This window comes from Nitrospira sp. CMX1, from assembly GCF_054902215.1.
Genome location: NZ_JBUBKD010000014.1, coordinates 1 through 19,840 on the forward strand (window position 1 = coordinate 1; position 19,840 = coordinate 19,840).

A 19,840-nucleotide genomic window follows, 5' to 3' on the forward strand; every position below is an offset into this window, starting at 1 on the left:
TGGTGCGATGGGCAGCTTCCCGATCACTGAGTTCGACTTCCAGCTGATGCACGCGATCTTGGGTTGCCTCCAGTTTCTTGACCTGGGCGCGTAGCCGGTCTCGGTGGGCGAGCCCTTCGTTCTGTTGGGCGATATGCTCACGGAGGACGCGGATTTCCTCTTTCAGGACTTCGCGGGTCTGCTCGGCAGTCCGGCAGGCCTCTAGGGCATCCTGAACTTCGTCCGCCTGCGCGGCCGCCATCGAATCGAACTCATTGATCCGCCGGTCTCGCTCCGCCAGGGCCTGTTCCAGTTGCTGGAGTGTTGCGCGATGGGCGGCTTCCCGGTCACTGAGTTCGACTTCCAGCTGATGCACGCGGTCTTGGGTCGCCTCCAGTTTCTTGACCTGGGCGCGCAGCCGATCTTGATGGGCAAGCGCTTCGTTCTGTTGGGCGATCTGTTCACGAAGGACGCGGATTTCCTCCTTCAGGATTTCACGGGCCTGTTCGGCAGTTTGACAGGCGTACTGCGCACTACGCAGCTCGTCCATGTGGGTCGCAGCAAGGGTGTCGAATTCCCCGATGCGCCGGTCTCGCTCCGCAAGGGTCTGCTCCAGTTGCTGGAGTGTCGTGCGATGGGCGGCTTCCCGGTCACTGAGTTCGACTTCCAGCTGATGCACGCGATCTTGGGTTGCCTCCAGTTTCTTGACCTGGGCGCGCAGCCGATCTTGATGGGTAAGCGCTTCGTTCTGTTGGGCGATCTGTTCGCGGAGGACGCGGATTTCCTCCTTCAGGATTTCGCGGGTCTGTTCGGCAGTTTGACAGGCGTGCTGCACACCACGCAGCTCGTCCATGTGGGCCGCAGCGAGGGTGTCGAATTCCCCGATGCGCCGGTCTCGCTCCGCAAGGGTCTGCTCCAGTTGCTGGAGTGTCGTGCGATGGGCGGCTTCCCGGTCACTGAGTTCGACCTCGAGTTGATGGACGCGACCTCGCATCGACTCCAACTCCTTGACTTGAGCGCGAAGACGCTCTCGGGCGGGGAGGCCTTCGTTGAGTTGGGTGATCTGTTCCCTGAGGATACGGATTTCCTCCTTCAGGATTTCACGGGCCTGTTCGGCAGCCTGACAGGCCTGCTGGGTACTACGGAGCTCCTCCATCTGGGCAGCGGCGTTCGTATCAAACGCACCAATTCGCTGATCGCGTTCCGTGAGGAGCTGTTCGAGCTGCTGGATTCTGCGGCGATGAGCGGCTTCCCGATCACTGAGTTCGACCTCCAACAGATGAACACGATCTTGAGCCGATTCCAGCTTCTCCATACGGACTCGGACTTGATCTCGATCAGCCAGCCCTTGGTTGAGCTGGGCAATATGTTCACGCAGGACACGGATCTCTTCCTTCAGAACTTCGCGAGCTTGTTGAGCCCCGCGGAGTTCTTCGGTCTGGGCAGCCATGATTGACTTCAGCTCATTCACCTGTTGTTGCGCAGCAACTCCATCGGTCTCGATGTCCGCCACTCGCTTCGATCGGAGAGCCAACTCTGCCTCGAGTGCTTTGATTTGTTCGCCGCGAGAGACAAGCTCTCGTTGGGCGGAGTTGAACTGCGTCTCCGATGACATGATCTTCTGCTCGAGAATCTGCATGGCGGCGGTCTTTACCTTCAGATCATGAGACGTCGTCTCCAGCGTCCGTTCCTTCGTCCGCAACAGATTGACAAGCTCTTGGTATTGTTGCTCTAAAGAACCTTTTGGAGGAGGTTGTAGCCATCTGCCCAGTGTGCTCATAGTTGATCAGTCCTTACAGCAGCTGCGTGATGTGATGATGCGGTTGAAGACGTATGTTTGGGTTGATGCCGCATGTGACGTGAGGGAGTGTATCGAGGCATATCCGGATCTGCTTGTGGGCGATGGAGTCGCATGCTTCTGGGGAACGAGGGCGTGGTGGTGGGATGCTTCGGCTGCAGGAGGGAGTATCAACGCCATGCCGCCGGTAAGAATCTCCGCATGCTTCACGAGCTTCTGCCCACTGTGGATGATGTGATGCCTGGGGTTCAACACCTGACCGTACCACAATTGATGAGGCATGTACCAGGGTGAAAGTTTGATAGGCTCTTCTTCTTGATAGGATAGGGCGTCGAGAGGCCGCTCTCAGTTTGGTCTGGGGGATATCGAGAAAACTGCGGGGTTCGTCACGGGTATGATTTGGCCGCGAGACTGGATGGAATATCTTGGGAAAGACGGGTGAGTCAGTGGAGGCCTCTCCAGAAGCGATCGGATCGAGTGAAGCGAACGCTCTGTTCGGTGTGTATGATGCGGCGACCTCAGGATCCACATGGATAGAACGTTCTCGGTTGTACAATCAGGTCGGTTGTTCTGGAATAACTGGAATAAAACGCTTGACAGAATAATGAAGTGGGGCTCACCAGTGTACGGTGAGCCCGCCGGTAGGTTGTCTGCGGAGTTACCCTGCCACAGGCCTATGCATGCACTTTCTGATGATCGTCCCTGCGACGGCGGAGTTTCTCTCCGACGCGAGTGCGTTCGCGCTCATACCCCACGGCGGCGTAGTACAACGCCCGATCGAAGAATTGGCCGAGGATGTGCATGAGCTCCAGCTCACCCTGCAATTCCATAGGGCCGTCCGAAAAGCCTTCACGCTGAACGAAGGTCACCATGTGTTCTCTGGTGGCGGTGATGGCCCACAGGAAATGGCTGAACGCGACGCCTTGCCCCGCACGCCGCACACCTAAATCCGTGTAGCGCATCTCAATCTCAAGCTCGGTCATATCCATCAACCAGTTGTTTAAGTTTTGGTAGATTTCGCTGGTGCGGGCTTGGAGTTCGTCGGATGGGACTTTGCGTAAATCACTACAGCGGGGAGAATTCCACACTTTCTCACTGAGTTCTCTCGCGAGCTTTTCGGAGTTCTTCTCGATCAACCTCACCAATCGGCCAGCCAGCATGGCGCACCTCCATATGCAGGTTTACCTGGATTACCCTTGACGGGGGGACGTTACCCGATTGGTGGTGTGAAGGTCAATGACACGTTCGTCGGGCCTCGTAGATTGTCTTCATCTTCGTACGGATCACGGTTTCTGTTTGTTTAGGGTACGAATGTGAGCAAGTACGATGGTACCGCTTCTTGAACTTGCCAGACCCATTTGCTATTCTTCGCGAACCTTTCGTCATAACCGTCACTACTTCCCACTGCCTAGGAACCGTAAGGAGTACACACATGGCCGGCATCAAGCGGGCGTTGCTCAGTGTTTCAGATAAAACCGGAGTCGTCGAGATGGCCAAGGGGCTGGAAGCGCTCGGGGCGCAAATTTTGTCGACAGGCGGAACGTCGAAGGCGCTTCGCGAGGCCGGGGTGAATGTCACGGATGTGGCTGCCTATACCGGATCGCCGGAGATTCTTGATGGTCGGGTGAAAACATTGCACCCCAAGATCCATGGTGGCTTACTGGGGCGCCGTTCCCTTCCAGCGCATGTCGAACAGATGGCTCAACATGGGATCGGTCCTATCGATGTCGTGGTGGTGAATCTGTACCCCTTTGAGGCCACCATTGGTAAGTCTGATTGCCGTTTTGAAGACGCCATTGAGAATATCGATATCGGTGGCCCGTCCATGTTGCGTTCAGCCGCCAAGAATCATGAGGATGTGCTGGTCGTGGTCGATCCGGCCGATTATTCCCGGGTGTTGGATGCCGTGAAGACCAATGCTGCGACGGCGGCGCTCCGTCGTGAGTTGGCCATGAAAGTCTTTCAACATACCGCGCGCTATGATGGATTGATCGCCGGGTACTTGGAGCGGCAGATGAAGAAGGGCGGAGAGGTCAAGTTCCCCAAGGTGCTGTCGCTTCAGTTTGAGTTGAGCGAAACGCTTCGTTATGGCGAAAACCCTCATCAACAGGGTGCGTTTTATCGTGAGCTCAGCAATCATGAGCCTTCAGTTTCGCGAGGGAAGATCCTGCATGGAAAGGCGATGTCGTACAATAATTTTCTGGATGCCAACTCCGCGCTGGAATTGGTGAAAGAATATCAGGACACTGCCGTTGCCATCATTAAGCACAACAATCCGTGTGGCGTGGCCCTGGGAGCGACACCGGTGGAAGCCTATGTGAAGGCCCGCGAGACCGATCCGGTCTCGGCGTTCGGAGGGGTGCTGGCCTTTAATCGTATCGTGGATCTGGCCACCGCAAAGGAAATCACGTCCACGTTCGTTGAGGTCGTCATCGCTCCCGGGTTTGCCGATGATGCCCTCGCTGAATTGAAACGCAAGAAAGATCTTCGGTTGTTGGATATCGGCCCACTCACGAAGGTCAAGCAGGATGGGTTTGACCTGAAGAAGCTCGTCGGTGGACTTATCGTGCAGGACCGCGATCTCGGAGTCTTGACCGATCTTCGTGCACTGACGGTGCCGACGCTTCGCAAGCCGACTGACGAGGAGTATGCCGCCTGTGCGTTTGCATGGACCGTATGCAAACACGTGAAGTCGAATGCCATCATCTATGCGAAGCCAGGCCAGACCGTGGGGATTGGGGCTGGACAGATGAGTCGGGTAGACTCCGTCAAGTTAGCAGCGATGAAAGCGCAAATGCCGGTGAAGGGTTGTGTCATGGCCTCGGACGCATTCTTTCCTTTCCGTGATGGTCTCGATGCCGCTGCCGAAGCTGGGATTACCGCCGTTATTCAACCGGGTGGATCAATTCGCGATGCAGAAGTCGTCAAGGCGGCGGATGAACATGGGATGGCGATGATTCTTACTGGCATGCGCCACTTCCGCCATTAGTTCGGATGCTGAAACAGGTCCCCAACTTCGTTCTCAGACGCTCGAGACCTTCAGCGTACATTCTGTCAGTACGCGTCGGACCTCTCACTCCTTGCGGCCTCGTGGGATGGCCTGTTTGAGCATTCTCGCAACATCAGCATCTACGGGTGTTCCTTCTCTGTCCTGTTGTACGCAACTCGTTTTAAACGACGTCAACGCTGAGCGTTCTCCATCCAGGAAAATGTCATGAAGGTCCTTGTACTTGGGAGCGGGGGGCGTGAGCACGCGATGGTATGGAAGCTTGCGCAGAGTCCACGGAAGCCAATCTTGTATTGTGCTCCAGGCAATGCAGGTATTGCTTCGTTGGCGACCTGTATGCCGATCAACGTAGACGATGTTCAAGGGCTCAAGGAATTTGCCATTCGTGAACGAATTGATATGACGGTGGTTGGGCCGGAAGTACCGCTTGCCCTGGGAATCGTCGATGAATTCCGCAAGGCTAAACTCAGGATTTTTGGTCCGACCAAGAATGCGGCTCGTGTGGAGGCCAGCAAGACCTTTTCAAAAGAGGTGATGGCACAGGCCAAGATTCGCACCGCACAGGCGAGGAGTTTTGAAAAGTCTGCAGAGGCGTTGGCGTATCTTGAGCAGCACGAGGTGCCGGTCGTCATCAAGGCGGATGGGCTTGCACAAGGCAAAGGCGTCATCATTGCCACGACTCGTGAGCAGGCAAGACAAGCGATTCGAGATTGCATGGAACATGCGGTTTTTGGGCAGGCTGGTCAGCAGGTCTTGATCGAACAGTTCTTGGATGGTGAAGAGCTGACGATCATGGCTTTTACTGATGGCAAGACCATCGTGCCGATGCCGCCAGCACAAGATCACAAGCGTGTTGGGGATGGGGATACCGGACTGAATACAGGTGGAATGGGGGCGTACTGCCCCGCTCCGCTGGGGACTCCCTCACTGAGAGATCAAGTATTTCATGAAGTATTGCAGCCGATGGTTGATGCCATGGCCCGTGTCGGTTCTCCGTTTCAGGGTGTGCTCTACGCTGGCCTGATGGTGGTGAATGGGACTCCCTATGTGCTCGAGTTCAATGCTCGGATGGGAGATCCTGAAACGCAGGTTGTGTTGCCTCTGCTGAAGACAGACTTACTCGATGTGATCGAAGCGGTGATCGACCATCGCCTTGAGCAGCTACGAGTCGAGTGGCATCAAGAGGCTGCAGTATGCGTGGTGATGACATCCGGAGGTTATCCCGGGACGTATCAGCAGGGGATGGTGATTGCCGGACTCCCCACGACTGCCGGCGCGCCATCGTCTTTTGTTGTCTTTCATGCTGGCACTGCACAACGGGACAACAACGTGGTCACAGCCGGTGGCCGTGTCCTTGGTGTGCTTGGCCTGGGGGCGACACTCTCTGAAGCTCAGCGTGAGGCCTATCGAGTCGTGGGCACGATTTCGTTTCAAGGGTGTCACTTTCGGACCGACATTGCTCACCGGGCACTGAGACGCTAGCCCGCTTGTACTGAAGGCGGCTCTGCCGTCATCTCTTGTGCGCTCCAATCCAGCGAGGGCATCGCTCCACATATCTGACGAGTGGCGAGAGGCTAAGAGAAGTCTGCCCCGTTTCTCTTAGGTCCGAATAGCCAGGGTCAAACACCTTCAGTGACTGCTTCCCCAATCTGCTAGAATATGCTGATCTTGTCATATGTTGAAGCCATTCCACAAACAATGGAGAAGCTGTACGGAACGATGTGATCAACGGGTCCACATGAGGAGAGGAGAGACCAGCATGAGTCGTCAACAGCGGCGGTTCGTCGGAGTATTCTTCTGTGTGGGGGTCGCGGTGAGCCTGGTGGGATGTGACTATTGGCCTCCGACGCTGCAGGACGAGATCGAACAATTGCGTGCCGAAATTCAAACGTTGACGATGGAGAAAACACAACTTCAGGCTCAAGTGGTCGACTTGACCAGGGTGAAGCAGGAACTCCAGGGACAGATGGATGACATGAGTCGAACGAATCGAGAGAAAAGCGTCATCATCAGTGGGTTGCAGAGTCAGTTAGAAACGTTACGCATCAAGGCAATTAAGGCGATGAGTCCTAAAGCCTCGCCCCATAAAGGTCCCTCCAAGTCACCTGCGACGGCCACTTCCAAGGGAGCGGCAAAGTCTCCGGCAAGCAAACATTCAACCCCACGATCCATCGGTGTGCGATAGCCGGATGCCGACGGTTATGAAGAGGACGTAGATGTTGAGGAACCGGTTGAGCCTGACGCCGGCGCCGGAGAAGAGGCTGGTGTGGTTGTCGTTGTTGCAGCTGGTGCGGTTGAATCTTTCTTCTCGTCTGTTTTTGCGGAGGGTGTTTCACTTCCGCCACTTGATGGTGGTTTGAGCTTGTCTGAATAGTCGGTCACATACCACCCACTTCCCTTAAACATGATTCCCGGTGATGAGATGAGGCGTCTGACCGTTTTTCCACAGCGTTCGCAAACGGAAAGAGGATCATCCTTAATGCTTTGCTTCACCTCAAAGCGGTGTAGACAACTGTCACATTGATATTCATACGTTGGCATGAGTGTGTCCTTTCTCCATCAGTCCTCTGTTCTTGGTACTAGGCGGCAAGCCTCTTGTGATTTATACCAGTTTGGCAAAGGCTTGTCTCAGTCGTTCGAGTCCTCTCGTAATGTTCGTCATGCTGGTGGCATACGACAATCGGAGATGGTTGTGACTGCCAAATGGTTCGCCAGGGACTACCGCAATGTGCGCATCGTTCAAGAGATAGTTGGCCATTTCGTTCGGTGTCTTGAGCATACCTGAAGGGCCTCGTTTTCCCAATAATCCCTTGATATTGGGGAATGCATAGAAGGCGCCACGAGGCATGGAACAGGTCACCCCTGGAATGTTGTTCAACCCCTCGATAATGATATTCCGACGACGGGAAAACTCTTCAACCATGGTGAGCGTGAATGGTTCTCCAAGGCGTAATGCAGCGACGGCCGCTTTTTGTGCGATCGAACAAGGATTGGAGGTGCTTTGGCTTTGGATATTGGCCATAGCCGTGATGAGCTCTTTCGGGCCTGCCGCATAGCCGATGCGCCACCCGGTCATGGCATAGGCTTTTGAAACTCCGTTGATAATAACGGTCCGTGCAGCGATTTCAGGACCCAGCGATGCGATGCTGAGGTGGTGGGTTCCATCGTAGAGGACCTTTTCATAGATCTCGTCGGAAATCACGATGAGATCATGGCGAATCGCCACTGCCGCGATCTGTTCCAGGGTGGTTTGATCATAGGTCGCCCCGGTTGGGTTGCAGGGGCTGTTGACCAGAATGGCTTTTGTTTTCGGCGTAATGAGTCGTTCAAGCTCCGTGGGATGAACGGCATATCCCTCATCTTCTCTGGTTGGCATGAGGATCGGAGTCGCATCGTTCAAGAGCGCTTGATCTGAATAGGAAACCCAGTAGGGTGTGGGGATGATGAGTTCATCGCCGGCTTCAAGCAACGCTTCCGCCAGGTTATACAGCGAATGTTTCGCCCCGCAAGACACCAGGATTTGAGACTTTTCATATCGAACGCCAAGCTCCGTCTGCAGTTTCTCAACGATAGCCCCACGCAACTCATCAATGCCCGAGGAGGGGGTGTACTTGGTGAACCCTGCGCGAATGGCTGCTTCAGCAGCGGCCTTGACCGGCTCCGGTGTATCGAAATCGGGTTCTCCAGTGGAAAAGTCGATGATGTCCAATCCTTGTGCGGCCATGGCCTTGGCTGTTGCCGCCATGGCGAGCGTGGGGGAGGGAGCAATGCGGCTGACACGGGCAGCAAGTTTCATGATTTGAGACTCCGGATCCGATCGTTCAAACGGCGTGCGACTTCAGGGTGAAGAAACTCGATCAGGGGACCTCCATGCCGTGCCACCTCTTTGATGATGGTTGACGACAGGTAGGAGTACTCTTCACTGGGCATTAGGAACACCGTCTCCACGGTCTTGGCTAATTTCCGATTGATCAGTGCCATCTGAAATTCATGCTCGAAGTCTGAGATCGCCCGTAAGCCTCGAATAATGGCGTGGGCGCCAGACCGCTCAACATAGTCGACCAATAAGCCTTCGAATTGCGTGACCTCAACCTGAGGCAGGTCCTTCATGACGAGTCTCACCATATCGACCCGTTCAGTGACATTGAACAGCGGATGCTTGGACGGATTTGGTGCCACGGCCACCACCACTCGATCAAACATCCGAAGACTACGAGTGATGATGTCGGTGTGTCCGTGGGTGATAGGGTCAAATGTGCCAGGATAAATGCCAGTTTTCATGTCTTGTGAAGATCAGGATAAGAGTAAAGCGACAGGGTGGTGTCGCCATAATGATAGTGCCGGCGTAAGGTAGTGGGGCCAAGCGTCGCGGGAACCATAGTCCTTTCTCCATGTTCGACGATCAGCCATGCATCAGGTGCGAAGAGTGACCCCGTCATCGATGCATTCAATAGCGAGGAAAGTTTTCCTGTCTCTGCGTAGGGAGGATCGGCAAAGACCACATCGTAGGGGCCATTCCAGTGGGCTGGACGCCGAACAAACTGCTCAACCGTATGAGGCTGGACGGTCAACTCCGAACCAATCTGGCAGAGGAGTCTATTGCGTTGGAGAAGGCTCACGGCGTCTCTGTCCGACTCGACGGCGGTGACACGGTCTGCACCACGGCTGAGCGCTTCGATTCCGACGGCTCCCGTTCCTGCATACAGGTCTAAAAATCGACTATGTGGCAATCGATTTCCAAGAATTGAAAACAATGCCTCTCGAACGCGGTCAGAGGTTGGACGAAGTGCTTGTGTCCGTGGCCCATAGAGGCGCCTTCCGCGGTAGGTCCCTGCAATCACACGCATTCCACACAGCACCACATCATTAATGGATCGTATGAACTCTAACATAGCGTTTTTACAGGGGTCAAGAAAGCAAGGACAAGGCGAGCTGCGTTAATGGTTGGTCCGACGACTATCAATGATCGCGTGGCTGTTCAGAGGGTGAGGGGTGTCTGCAGTTTTGACCGACTTCCGTGGGAGGACTATAATGCCCGTGCGTGATGTGGAGGAATGCCAGTGATCAGCTTGGACTGTCACGACGGCCTTACGGGCTCGACATTCGAGCCCGAATGGTCGATGGGTTTAGCGCGTACCGACGGTCTGAGACTCGCGGGCAGCCAAACTCTTTCGGCGATTGTTAGAAATGGTGCGGTCGATAATGGCACCGCAATTGATGCATTTCCATGCATAAAACACAAGAAAGAAGTCCGAGAACCGCTCCAGCATCATCATTCCCTTGCATTTCGGACATTCCATTGAACCCTCCCAGGGTGGTTACGTTCACAGCTGACGGCGAATTTAAGCAAGAGCTGCACCAAATTGTCGTTCATCAGTTTTTCAATGACTTATGTGTTACGTAGTTGACTGGAATCGGTCGTTTTCAGAAAATTGACGGTACAAAAGAGTTCGGTTCGTCAAATTTTTGTCCATCACGAGGGGTTGTTGTGGCAGGAAAAGGGCGCGGAAAGGGTATTGCGCACTGGCCCCAGGCCGAGCGACCTCGTGAACGTCTCCTCGCGAAAGGGCCTGAAGCCCTATCCGACGCCAATCTGTTGGCGATCTTGCTGAGAACCGGCCGTCGTGATGCATCAGCGGTCCAGGTTGCCCTTGAACTCCTTGAACGGATGGGTGGGTTGGGGGGGCTTGCTGCCTGCGGGACGGATGAACTCTGCACCATCCCTGGAGTCGGTCCGGCCAAGGCTGCTCAGCTCAAGGCTGCTCTGGCACTGGGGAGACGGTCGCTTGCGGCTCCACTCTCAACCGGGACGCGTATTTCGTCGAGTGCCGACCTCTATAAGCACTTTCACCCGTTGTTGCGCGAGGTGAAGCATGAGCTTTTTAAGGTTGTCCTGCTCGATGCCAAGAATGTCGTGCTCAGAGAGGTAACGGTGTCTGAAGGAAGCCTCACGCTCAGCATTGTGCATCCGCGCGAGGTTTTCGCCCTGGCGGTTCGTGAATCGGCGGCGGCCGTCATTCTTCTTCATAATCACCCCAGTGGGGATCCCACACCGAGTGTCGAGGACCGGCACCTCACGAGCCGACTGGCCGAGGCAGGACGACTGTTGGGGATTCGTGTGGTGGACCATATTGTTCTTGGAGACGGTCGGTATGTGAGTTTTGCAGACGAGGGGTGGCTCACAGACCAGTAGGTGAAGGATGACACCTTGGAACGTTCGTCAAGCAGAGCTTGATCACAGAAAGGTAAGGATAAGAATGGCGTAAAAGACCATCGCTGCACAAGGAGGGCCGATCATGGAAACAACCTGTGTAGAATCCGTCAGGAATGTGGCGATCGTATCCAGTGCCGGTGCAGGGAAGACCTCTCTCTGCGAGGCCTTGTTGTACACGGGAGGAGCGCTCCCGGTACTTGGCTCTGTGACGCAGGGAACGACCATTTCTGATTTTGAGCCTGAAGAACTCCGTCATCGTACGTCGACCAGCGCCAGCCTGCTTCAGTTTTCGTGGAATCACACCCATCTCACCCTCATCGATACTCCTGGCGCATTGGCATTGCTCGGTGAGTCGATGGCTTCGCTCCGTGCCGTCGATGCGGTCGTGCTCGTGATGACCGAACAAATCGGTGTGCGCACTGAACTGGCTCGTTTGTGGGCAAAGATCAAAGACTTGGAACTTCCCTGCCTGCTGTTCCTCAACGGCCTCGATAAGGATGGGGCATCTCTTGAGAATGCGCTTGAGATGTGTCGTAAGCAACTGGACTGTACGCCGATTCCCATGACGGTGCCCGTCAAGACCGAGGGGAAATTGGACGGCGTGATTGATGTGCGGCTCAAGAAGTTCGTGCGATCCGGACCGAGCTCCGTGAACGTCGAGCTTCTTCCGATCCCACCGCATGCGGAGGATAGCCTGATCCGAGCACAGACACAGCTCGTGGAGGCTGTGGCAGAGAGTGGAGAGACACTTCTGGAGACCTATCTCGCGGAGGGGGGGCTGAGCGAGGATGCCCTGCTTGAAGGGCTACGTCGGGATATTGTGACCAGGCAATTTCTTCCCGTCTATGCCGGATCGGCCACGCAGAACGTGGGGGTTTGGTCTCTGCTTGATGCCATGGTCAGTCTCTTTCCATCACCGTCCGAGCGTGGTGTGGTCCATCCCTGGTGCGGCATCCAGCCAGAGACTCATGACAGGTGTGAACGGAAGGGGACTGTCCATGAACCTTTTTCCGCCTATGTCTTTAAGACGATCATCGACCCATTTGTTGGTCGATTGTCCTATTGTCGTGTGGTGTCGGGCAGCGTCCATGCTGATTCGACCGTGTTCAATGCTTCACAACATGTGCGGGAGAAACTTGGCCATTTCTACCGAGTCTTGGGGAAACGACATGTGGCGGTCGAGTCAGCCAAAGGCGGAGACATCGTGGCGATCGCAAAACTCAAAGACACCCACACCGGTGATACCTTGTCGCACGAGGGGAATCCTCTCTGCTATCAGGGGCTTGGTCTGCCGAAGCCGATTCTGTCGTATGCAATCGAGTCCAAGTCGAAGGCGGATATCGACAAAGTCAGTCTCGGACTGCATAAACTCATCGAAGAAGACCCGACGCTGGAATTTTCACGAAACGACGAGACCAAAGAAATGGTGCTCAGCGGGATGGGGCAATTCCATATCGATCTTGCGCTGGAAAAACTCCATCGAAAATTCGGCGTCGATGTCACCCTCCATACTCCCAAAATTCCCTATCGAGAAACCATCAAAACTACGGCACAGGCCCAGGGGAAGTATAAGAAACAGACGGGGGGGCATGGGCAGTATGGCGACTGTTGGCTTGAGGTGGCGCCATTGCCGAGGGGGCAGGGATTTGTCTTCGAAAATCGAGTCGTCGGGGGGGCCATTCCTCGGAATTTCATTCCGGCGGTCGAAAAGGGGGTGCATGAGGCCATGCATGAAGGTCCACTCAGTAGGTGTCCGGTCGTGGATGTGCAGGTTGCGGTCTATGATGGATCCTACCATGTCGTCGATTCTTCAGAAATGTCGTTCAAGATCGCAGGCTCGATGGCATTCAGAAAAGCCATGGAGAGCGCCCATCCCGTGCTATTGGAACCGATCATGACGGTTGAGATCAATACACCGACTGAAACGGTTGGGGCCGTCATGGGAGATTTGAATGCCCGTCGGGGACGAATCCTTTCCGTGAACGCCCAGGATCATGTGGAGCAGATTACGGCGCTGGTGCCCTTGGCGGAACTCCTTCGGTATGCCACTGCGTTGAATGCCATGACCGCCGGTCGAGGGAATTATGCGATGGAATTTTCGCAGTACGACGAAGTTCCACGGGATCTCACAGGAAAAATTCTAGAGAAGCGGAAAGCCGAAGGACTGGTTGTGGCATCGCACGCAGAGCATTAGATCACATGCTTCATGGACGCTTGTACGGAAAGCGTTGAGCCGTAGGACTGTCTGGATAATGTGGGTCAGTCAGAGGTCTTCAAAACGACATAGAATGCCCGAGTTTCACGAAGCACGCGAAGCAAGATGGTATCGCCGCGCCTCGTTTTGGAGATTGCTGCAGAATAGTCGGCGAGGGACGCCGTCTCTACACGGTTTACCTCTTTGATCAAGTCACCCTCGTGCAGCCCTTCGGCTTGAGCCAAGCTGTTTGGCTCGATCCGCATAATCACGACGCCTTTGGCCTCTCGAAGCTTGAACTTTTCAGCGAGACTGGGTGTCAACTCCTGAACCTCAATTCCTAGTTTCACTTCGGCTCGTGCAGGAGGAGTCGTGGGCACCGCCGCTGCGTCGCGGCGTTCCGTGAGAAGAATGGTGAGTGTCAGGGGTTTCAGATCTCGGACGACGTCGATCTTGGCACGTGCTCCCGGAGTCAGTGTCCCGATCAAGCGAGAGAGCTTATTCGGTGAATCGACGAGAGCCCCATCGATCCGGACAATGACATCGCCCGGCCGTATTCCGGCAACAGCGGCAGGATCGTTCTCAAACACTTCATTCACCAAGACCCCTTCGCCCTCGGCGACGCCAAATTTCTTGGCAAGCTCGGCCGTCAGCGGTTGAATGCCGACCCCAAGCCATCCGCGAATGACCTTTCCTTTCGCCAACAGTTGTTCAATGACATGTTTGGCCATGTTCGAAGGAATGGCGAACCCAATGCCCTGGGCAAAATTGATGATCGCGGTATTGATCCCGATCACTTCCCCACGAAGGTTGAATAGCGGCCCTCCGGAGTTTCCTGGATTGATTGAGGCATCAGTTTGAATGAAGTTTTCGTACCGTGAGAGATTCATATTTTCACGACCGATCCCGCTGACGACACCGAGTGTCACCGTACGGTCCAAGCCGAAGGGGTTTCCGACCGCCAGGACCCATTGGCCGACTTTGACCGTGGAAGAATCACCGAACCGTGCCCTGGGAAGGGGCCGGTCAGTTGTCACCTTGAGCAGCGCCAAATCCGTATCCGGGTCCTTGCCGATTACCTGAGCAACGAGCGTGGTCTTGTCTGAGAAGCGAACCTCAATCTCCGTGGCATCGCCGATGACGTGATTATTGGTCACGATGTGTCCGTCGCTGTCGACGATGAGGCCAGAGCCGGAGCCTGATGCATTCGGCGTCCGGTCTCCTGACGTGTCGCGGAGTCTTCCTGTGAGAGTCATCGGAAAGAGGTTTACGACGGAAGGCTTAGCATGTTCGGCGAGTTCTGTGATGACGGTCTGGATTTCTTCGAGCATGCGAAGCCCGGGAGAGTCAGGAGAAACGGCTTCGACTGTCGGCACGAAAGAGACCGAGACGAGAAGAGAAAGGATGAGCAGATGCACACCGGAGCGGATATGAGCTGTGAGGAGCGTCATCAATGCCATGAAGCGACATTGTAACTGATTTTATGCTGGTGTGCCTACTCCCTGAGGCAGACGTGTCCGTGCAGGGGTGAGGGGACGTTGCCCGGTGAACCAGTGCGTGAAGTGATCCAGCTCAGTTTGAGGGCCAATCACAATGACGATGTCGCCAGGCTGTAGGACAAGGTCACTGCTGGGACTTAAGAGGACTGGCCCTCGCAGAACGGTGGCAACAGAGGATGCAAGAGCATGAGGAGAGGCACTCAGTGGTTGTCCTGCCGCAGCAGCTCTATGCGCCACTGTGAGGCGTTCGATTCCAGCCGATCGTACGGTCAGGTCGTGGTGCAATAAAAGTAAATCTTGATGAGTCGCTTCAAGTTTGAGTTCGCGGATTTGTGCATCGACTTGCATCAAGGATCGTTTTAATTCATGGATGTGAGCACGGGCGTCGGTTAAGGCTTCATCAACTGCATACACAATCGAATCTGGCTGAAGTCTGGAGTGGAGTCGATCAGACACCTGCACGGCGATGAGTCGTCCAACTCGAGCGGTGACATCGTCGATACGCTGAAGCAAAGAGGAAGCCTGCCAATGCAGTCGGATAATCTCCACCTTGCGGTTGACGACTTCGGAGATAGCCAGAATGCTTTCATAAAAGGCTTGTCCGGTAATCGAAAGCTCTTTGTGGACGCGGTCAAACAATTCAAATGTCATATTCTGATAACGTCTATTATGTCAACTTATAGATTATTCTGGTCATCTATAGCACCTAATCAACTTCCTACTCCGTACACAGGATGCCGGTTACGTAGGTGCTGATCGGACTATAACACATTACTTTCCCAGGAGCAGCGTGGGATCTGATTACCAATGTTCATCTTTATTTAACTTGAAATGCGAAGCTCTTCGCCGAGATGTGTGCATCATGCCTCTCTACCATCGGATTGGCCGCTTGCGAGTAAAATTTGTGTATGGTTGAAGTGTGTAAAGATGGGCAATGCAGGTGCTAATTCGTCGAATCGGAGGGGGTAGATTCATTATTCTGGCTGGTTCGCCATCCCCGGTACGGCCCTTCCAGCCCCCAATACCGGATTAGTTTTTTTCCGCACGAACCGATACCCCGCATTCATCATCTCATCTCTCAGCACTGGATCAATTACGGACTTGAACAGTACAACGGTGGCAAACTCGTACTTTTGACATCGAGGAAAGCGCTGGCATTGTTCATCTAGGTGCTGGATCGCCTTCTGTACTTCGACGAACATGGGATTACCGGATACCGCGGGCTCAAATTCGCATCCCTTCACATAGTGGTCATTAAACCCCAGCCATGCCATACCACCAAGATCAAGCCCATGGACGATCTTCTCCGTCTCCCGAATTGAAAGGCCATAGATATAGTTCCCGGTGCCGTCTCCATAATCTTCAAATCCATGGCTGACCGGGTTAATCGTTACGACATCGGGCAAGACATCGGCCAAATGGGGATGGGGCTGGCCAATCAGTTTCGATCTCACGCTCTCAATCAAGACTCGAATCGAGTCGCGTCGTGAGAACTGGTAGCCCAAGGTAACGTCTTCGAGCGGCTCGATCAGGATCACCACCTCCCTGCTGACACGCAACATCTCATAGAGGGCAATGGTCGGCCGAGGAAAATGGTGATAGGACTCCTTACAGAACACGACGTCGAATGCTTCGTCTTTGAAGGTCAGCTTCTCTGCATTCTCGACAGCGTATTCGCCGAAGAGCCCCCGCGCCTTTCCCTGTTCGAGCAGACACGAGCCGATGTCAGTCGGCAAGACGCTCGTGATCCCAAAGAGTTTTCGAAGTCTGACAGAGTCTAGCCCATAGCGACCGTCACCGATTGTCAGCCAGCTAGCACCTTGATAACGCACGGCCAGTGGGGTACAGGTTTCGTACATTCTCCGGTGCCGCCAAGAGTCCACTGTATCGTCGCGGAACCAGCTTTCGTGGATTCGCTGACGGTCGGGTCCATGAATGTCGTTGTCCATGTGCCACCGCTGCATGTCGACAAAGATTTTGTCGTCTGCCATGAGTTCACTCCCGGGTTTATGCCACCACAGCCCGAAGGTCTATGTTAGTAAGCATAACTTTATCTTTCTCGTCCAAACCAATCACACCGTGACCGGCTGGAAACTAGTGCAAGGCCTCCCCGTCAAAATCCTCCCACCGCATGAGTGATTGTACTGGCTGCTGTGCTGGGCGCAACGAGAATGTCAGTTTCCACCCGACCGATAGGCTTACACCAAGCTCAGGAGCAACAGAGGTTTTCCCACAATCTGTTTGAAACGCACCCGTCTCAGTTTGCAATCAGCCGGCTTCGTCCGTATGATCACTGCGATGAATTGTACGAAATGTAAGACTAAGGCCGTGCTGAAGTTGCCCCGTCACAACGCAGCATTCTGCAAGGGTTGCTTGAACTCTTTTGCTCATGATCAAGTGGTGCGAGCGATCAAGTCGCAGGAAATGTTCGGGAAGGATGACCGGATTCTTGTGGCTGTGTCGGGAGGAAAGGATAGTCTGGCGCTCTGGGATATTCTCCTGAAGCTGGGGTACAAGGCCGACGCGCTCTATGTGAATCTCGGTATTCCAGGCTATTCGGATCGCTCACGGGACAAGGTTCAGCGATATGCCGAAACGGTTGCGGTGTCGTGTGGAAGTACGCTGCATCTCCACACCGTTGAGCAAACCGAAGGCGCCGGCATTAAAGAACTTGCGCAGCTCGTGCATCGCCCGACGTGCAGTACCTGCGGCACGATCAAACGCTATCAATTCAACCGCGTGGCCATCGAACAGGATTATGATGTGATGGCGACCGGCCACAATCTCGACGATGAGGCTGCCCGCCTGCTCGGCAATGTGCTCCATTGGCAAGAAGACTATCTTGAGAAACAGAGTCCCAATCTTCCTGCCTCAATCGAAGGTTTCGCGAAAAAGGTGAAGCCTCTCTATAGATTGACTGAACGGGAACTTGCCGCCTACTGTGTGCTGAACGGGATCGATTACATCGTCGATGAATGTCCCATGGCGCGGGGTGCGCGCACCCTCCTCTACAAGGAGGTCCTCAACCGACTGGAGACGGAATCTCCTGGGACGAAACAATACTTCTATTGGGGGTTTTTGGAAAAGCAGCGTAAGAAAGCACCGACCGCGACGAGCATGACGGAAAAAGATCAAGCCTCGCTCCACCCCTGCCCGACTTGCGGGCAGCCCACCACGGCTGAGACCTGTTCGTACTGCAAGCTGATGGCGCGAGCCAAGGCACCACCCGCTCGCTGACCCATTCGGCTCTTGCAAACCTGGTGCGCACTCCGTAAGCTGATCGTCGACAGCATCTGCTCCATTCTCCACAAACGGACGTTGTATGGGAACGGCTCCGCAAGATTACTATCAGACACTCGGTGTATCCCGCACGGCTTCAGCTGATGAGATCAAGAAAGCCTTTCGTCGGTTGGCCCGTCAATACCATCCCGACCTTCACTCCGGTGCGAAGAAGGCCGAGATGGAAAAGAAATTTAAAGAGCTCAATGAAGCACAGGAGGTCCTCACCGATCCCGACAAGCGAAAGAAGTATGATCAGTACGGGAGCGATTGGGATCAAGCTCAAGCGTTTGAAAAGGCTCGTCAGCAGGCCTGGACGAGAGGCGCGAGTAGCCCTTGGGACTTTGAGCAAGATCCCAACAGTCGCGGCGGGACCGGAGAACACTTCTCTGATTTCTTTGAGAGCTTATTTGGAAATCGAAAACAGGAGACCGGAGGACGGAGTACAAGTGGACGGTCTGGGCAGGATTTAGAGACGGAAGTGCAGTTGACCTTGCGGGAAGTCCTGACCGGTGTCGTGAAACGGGTGAATCTGCGGGAACCACAAACCTGTTCGACCTGTCAGGGCCACGGCACGGTGCGGGGACGGCCCTGTGGAACCTGTCAGGGCACTGGGAGAACGACCGATCACAAAACCATTGAAGTGAAAATTCCTGCGGGGGTGCAGGACGGTACTCGAGTTCGGGTTGCAGGAAAAGGTCAGCTCGGGAGCGGCGGTGGGAAGCGGGGCGATCTCTATCTGCTGATCAATATCCCTACCGATCAAATTTTTCGCCGGCAGGGGTCGGATCTTCATGTCACCCTCCCCATCTATCCGTGGGAAGCGATTCTTGGAGCAGACGTAACGGCGCCTACGTTGACGGAACCGGTGAAGGTCAAAGTGCCTCCTGGCAGCAAGGCTGACGCGAAACTTCGACTCAAGGGGAAAGGATTACCCTCGGCCACCGGTGGGGCTGGAGACCTCTTTTTGACCTTGCAGATCGTGATGCCGACGATGGCCACGGAAGAAGAGCGGATCCTCTACGAACGGTTGAGCAAACAACGGCATCCGGATCCCCGCGCGGAACTCCTCCATCAGGCACAACGGTATTGAGTCAACACGATAGCCGCTTCAATATGAACGTGGAGTCGAAGGGCTCGCTTGCGTTGCGGCGCTTGCTGTGGCAAGCTTCGGACAAGGGGCTTCCAAACCAAGGAGGAATGCATGAAGTCAGTCACGAAGACGGCAATGGTTGCGGTTGTGTCGGCCTGTCTGTTGGTGTTGGGCGTACCCAGTCTGTGGGCGAACGATCCAAGTTATGGTCATGCGGGAGGCGGACATGGCGACGGCGGCAGTCATGGGTACGGAAAAGGGATGATGCATACCGGGACCGGTCATTTGATCCGACATCTATTGAAGCATGAAAAGGATATCGGACTCAGTGGGGATCAGGTCGCGAAGCTCAAGGAGATACAATTGAACCTTGACCGTGTCCGGATCAAGGCAGAAGCGGACATTCAAATTGCCGAACGTGAGGCCAAAGCGCTGACCGATGAGGAGAAGTCCGATCTCGGAGCGATCGAAGCCAAACTGAGACAGAGTGAAGATCTCCAAATCGGATTGCGCATGGCAGCGATCAAGGCTCGCCGAGACGTGATGGCCGTGCTGACTCCGGAACAGCGCGCCAAGGAAAAGTCCGAGCATGACAAAGTGATGGAGCAACACAAAGGCTCAGGGATGCATCATGGCGGGGCCATGCCCTATGGCGCCAATCCTCACGGTGCCGGCCCTCATGGTGCCAATCCCCATGGGAGCAACCCTCAGGGCAAGAATCCGCATGAGGCTGCACCTCCGGCATCACCCAGTTACTAGCGGGATGGTGAAAACGTC

18 protein-coding genes are annotated in these 19,840 nt (G+C 54.8%); 8 read left to right on the top strand and 10 right to left on the bottom strand.

The genetic code is table 11. The features are described 5' to 3' along the window. The coding region (locus tag ACYX34_RS04615) for a coiled-coil domain-containing protein (protein WP_462075381.1) at positions 1–1,759 on the bottom strand (1,759 nt) is incomplete at its 3' end. 692 nt (positions 1,760–2,451) lie between these two features. Then, the gene (locus ACYX34_RS04620) at positions 2,452–2,937 is read right to left on the bottom strand and encodes a hypothetical protein (protein WP_462075382.1); all 486 of its coding nucleotides are present in this window, start codon (positions 2,935–2,937) and stop codon (positions 2,452–2,454) included. Between the two features lie 272 nt (positions 2,938–3,209). Here ACYX34_RS04620 and purH point away from each other — a divergent pair, with 272 nt between their 5' ends. The 3 genes from purH (at position 3,210) to ACYX34_RS04635 (ending at position 6,969) form a co-directional block, all read left to right on the top strand. Next, positions 3,210–4,766, top strand: coding sequence for a bifunctional phosphoribosylaminoimidazolecarboxamide formyltransferase/IMP cyclohydrolase (gene purH, locus ACYX34_RS04625; RefSeq protein ID WP_462075383.1), 1,557 nt, complete (start codon positions 3,210–3,212; stop codon positions 4,764–4,766). Positions 4,767–4,991: 225 nt separating this feature from the next. After that, positions 4,992–6,266, top strand: coding sequence for a phosphoribosylamine--glycine ligase (purD, locus tag ACYX34_RS04630; protein ID WP_462075384.1), 1,275 nt, complete (start codon positions 4,992–4,994; stop codon positions 6,264–6,266). 277 nt (positions 6,267–6,543) lie between these two features. Then, on the top strand, positions 6,544–6,969 hold the full coding sequence (locus ACYX34_RS04635) for a hypothetical protein (RefSeq protein WP_462075385.1): 426 nt from the start codon (positions 6,544–6,546) through the stop codon (positions 6,967–6,969). A 14-nt stretch (positions 6,970–6,983) separates the two neighbouring features. On the opposite strand, the gene ACYX34_RS04640 is transcribed toward ACYX34_RS04635, so the two are convergent. The 5 genes from ACYX34_RS04640 to ACYX34_RS04660 form a co-directional block, all read right to left on the bottom strand. Then, a complete protein-coding gene (locus ACYX34_RS04640; protein WP_462075386.1) occupies positions 6,984–7,325 on the bottom strand; it encodes an FmdB family zinc ribbon protein in 342 nt (113 codons plus the stop codon). Positions 7,326–7,386: 61 nt separating this feature from the next. Beyond that, on the bottom strand, positions 7,387–8,580 hold the full coding sequence (locus tag ACYX34_RS04645; RefSeq protein ID WP_462075387.1) for a pyridoxal phosphate-dependent aminotransferase: 1,194 nt from the start codon (positions 8,578–8,580) through the stop codon (positions 7,387–7,389). Next, a complete protein-coding gene (coaD, locus tag ACYX34_RS04650; protein ID WP_462075388.1) occupies positions 8,577–9,065 on the bottom strand; it encodes a pantetheine-phosphate adenylyltransferase in 489 nt (162 codons plus the stop codon). The genes ACYX34_RS04645 and coaD overlap by 4 nt, the downstream gene beginning before the upstream one ends. After that, a complete protein-coding gene (gene rsmD / locus ACYX34_RS04655) occupies positions 9,062–9,631 on the bottom strand; it encodes a 16S rRNA (guanine(966)-N(2))-methyltransferase RsmD (protein WP_462075389.1) in 570 nt (189 codons plus the stop codon). Before rsmD ends, coaD begins: the two co-directional genes overlap by 4 nt. A 279-nt stretch (positions 9,632–9,910) precedes the next feature. After that, positions 9,911–10,084, bottom strand: coding sequence for a hypothetical protein (locus ACYX34_RS04660; RefSeq protein WP_086426070.1), 174 nt, complete (start codon positions 10,082–10,084; stop codon positions 9,911–9,913). A gap of 188 nt (positions 10,085–10,272) precedes the next feature. On the opposite strand from ACYX34_RS04660, the gene radC reads away from it, so the two are divergent. Further along, positions 10,273–10,977 (top strand): RadC family protein, encoded by a 705-nt coding sequence (gene radC / locus ACYX34_RS04665; protein WP_462075390.1) that lies wholly within the window; start codon positions 10,273–10,275, stop codon positions 10,975–10,977. 103 nt (positions 10,978–11,080) lie between these two features. Continuing rightward, entirely contained in the window at positions 11,081–13,192 is a 2,112-nt protein-coding gene (gene fusA, locus ACYX34_RS04670) for an elongation factor G (protein WP_462075391.1), read from the top strand. A gap of 65 nt (positions 13,193–13,257) precedes the next feature. Here fusA and ACYX34_RS04675 read toward each other — a convergent pair whose 3' ends face one another. The 3 genes from ACYX34_RS04675 to ACYX34_RS04685 all read right to left on the bottom strand — a co-directional run bounded on the left by ACYX34_RS04675 (position 13,258) and on the right by ACYX34_RS04685 (position 16,682). After that, positions 13,258–14,652, bottom strand: coding sequence for a Do family serine endopeptidase (locus tag ACYX34_RS04675; RefSeq protein WP_462075392.1), 1,395 nt, complete (start codon positions 14,650–14,652; stop codon positions 13,258–13,260). Positions 14,653–14,673: 21 nt separating this feature from the next. Then, complete coding sequence (locus ACYX34_RS04680) at positions 14,674–15,342, bottom strand: TrkA C-terminal domain-containing protein (RefSeq protein ID WP_462075393.1); 669 nt, start codon at positions 15,340–15,342, stop codon at positions 14,674–14,676. A 323-nt stretch (positions 15,343–15,665) separates the two neighbouring features. Further along, positions 15,666–16,682 (bottom strand): class I SAM-dependent methyltransferase, encoded by a 1,017-nt coding sequence (locus tag ACYX34_RS04685; protein ID WP_462075394.1) that lies wholly within the window; start codon positions 16,680–16,682, stop codon positions 15,666–15,668. 307 nt (positions 16,683–16,989) lie between these two features. On the opposite strand from ACYX34_RS04685, the gene ACYX34_RS04690 reads away from it, so the two are divergent. From ACYX34_RS04690 to ACYX34_RS04700, 3 genes are all read left to right on the top strand, one after another. Next, entirely contained in the window at positions 16,990–17,928 is a 939-nt protein-coding gene (locus ACYX34_RS04690; protein WP_462075395.1) for an ATP-binding protein, read from the top strand. Between the two features lie 85 nt (positions 17,929–18,013). Then, positions 18,014–19,063, top strand: a complete 1,050-nt coding sequence (locus tag ACYX34_RS04695; RefSeq protein WP_462075396.1) for a DnaJ C-terminal domain-containing protein — start codon at positions 18,014–18,016, stop codon at positions 19,061–19,063. Positions 19,064–19,174: 111 nt separating this feature from the next. Then, positions 19,175–19,822: a Spy/CpxP family protein refolding chaperone gene (locus tag ACYX34_RS04700; protein ID WP_462075397.1), complete on the top strand. Its 648-nt coding sequence runs from the start codon at positions 19,175–19,177 to the stop codon at positions 19,820–19,822. Positions 19,823–19,840 lie beyond the last annotated feature (18 nt).

Coding starts and splice junctions, on each gene's coding strand:
- ACYX34_RS04635 (WP_462075385.1), top strand. CDS start 6,544: ATGAGTCGTCAACAGCGGCGGTTCGTCGGAGTATTCTTCTGTGTGGGG.
- purH (WP_462075383.1), top strand. CDS start 3,210: ATGGCCGGCATCAAGCGGGCGTTGCTCAGTGTTTCAGATAAAACCGGA.
- ACYX34_RS04660 (WP_086426070.1), bottom strand. CDS start 10,084: ATGGAATGTCCGAAATGCAAGGGAATGATGATGCTGGAGCGGTTCTCG.
- ACYX34_RS04645 (WP_462075387.1), bottom strand. CDS start 8,580: ATGAAACTTGCTGCCCGTGTCAGCCGCATTGCTCCCTCCCCCACGCTC.
- fusA (WP_462075391.1), top strand. CDS start 11,081: ATGGAAACAACCTGTGTAGAATCCGTCAGGAATGTGGCGATCGTATCC.
- ACYX34_RS04695 (WP_462075396.1), top strand. CDS start 18,014: ATGGGAACGGCTCCGCAAGATTACTATCAGACACTCGGTGTATCCCGC.
- ACYX34_RS04700 (WP_462075397.1), top strand. CDS start 19,175: ATGAAGTCAGTCACGAAGACGGCAATGGTTGCGGTTGTGTCGGCCTGT.
- rsmD (WP_462075389.1), bottom strand. CDS start 9,631: ATGCGTGTGATTGCAGGGACCTACCGCGGAAGGCGCCTCTATGGGCCA.
- purD (WP_462075384.1), top strand. CDS start 4,992: ATGAAGGTCCTTGTACTTGGGAGCGGGGGGCGTGAGCACGCGATGGTA.
- ACYX34_RS04685 (WP_462075394.1), bottom strand. CDS start 16,682: ATGGCAGACGACAAAATCTTTGTCGACATGCAGCGGTGGCACATGGAC.
- ACYX34_RS04620 (WP_462075382.1), bottom strand. CDS start 2,937: ATGCTGGCTGGCCGATTGGTGAGGTTGATCGAGAAGAACTCCGAAAAG.
- ACYX34_RS04680 (WP_462075393.1), bottom strand. CDS start 15,342: ATGACATTTGAATTGTTTGACCGCGTCCACAAAGAGCTTTCGATTACC.
- ACYX34_RS04640 (WP_462075386.1), bottom strand. CDS start 7,325: ATGCCAACGTATGAATATCAATGTGACAGTTGTCTACACCGCTTTGAG.
- coaD (WP_462075388.1), bottom strand. CDS start 9,065: ATGAAAACTGGCATTTATCCTGGCACATTTGACCCTATCACCCACGGA.
- ACYX34_RS04675 (WP_462075392.1), bottom strand. CDS start 14,652: ATGGCATTGATGACGCTCCTCACAGCTCATATCCGCTCCGGTGTGCAT.
- ACYX34_RS04690 (WP_462075395.1), top strand. CDS start 16,990: ATGAATTGTACGAAATGTAAGACTAAGGCCGTGCTGAAGTTGCCCCGT.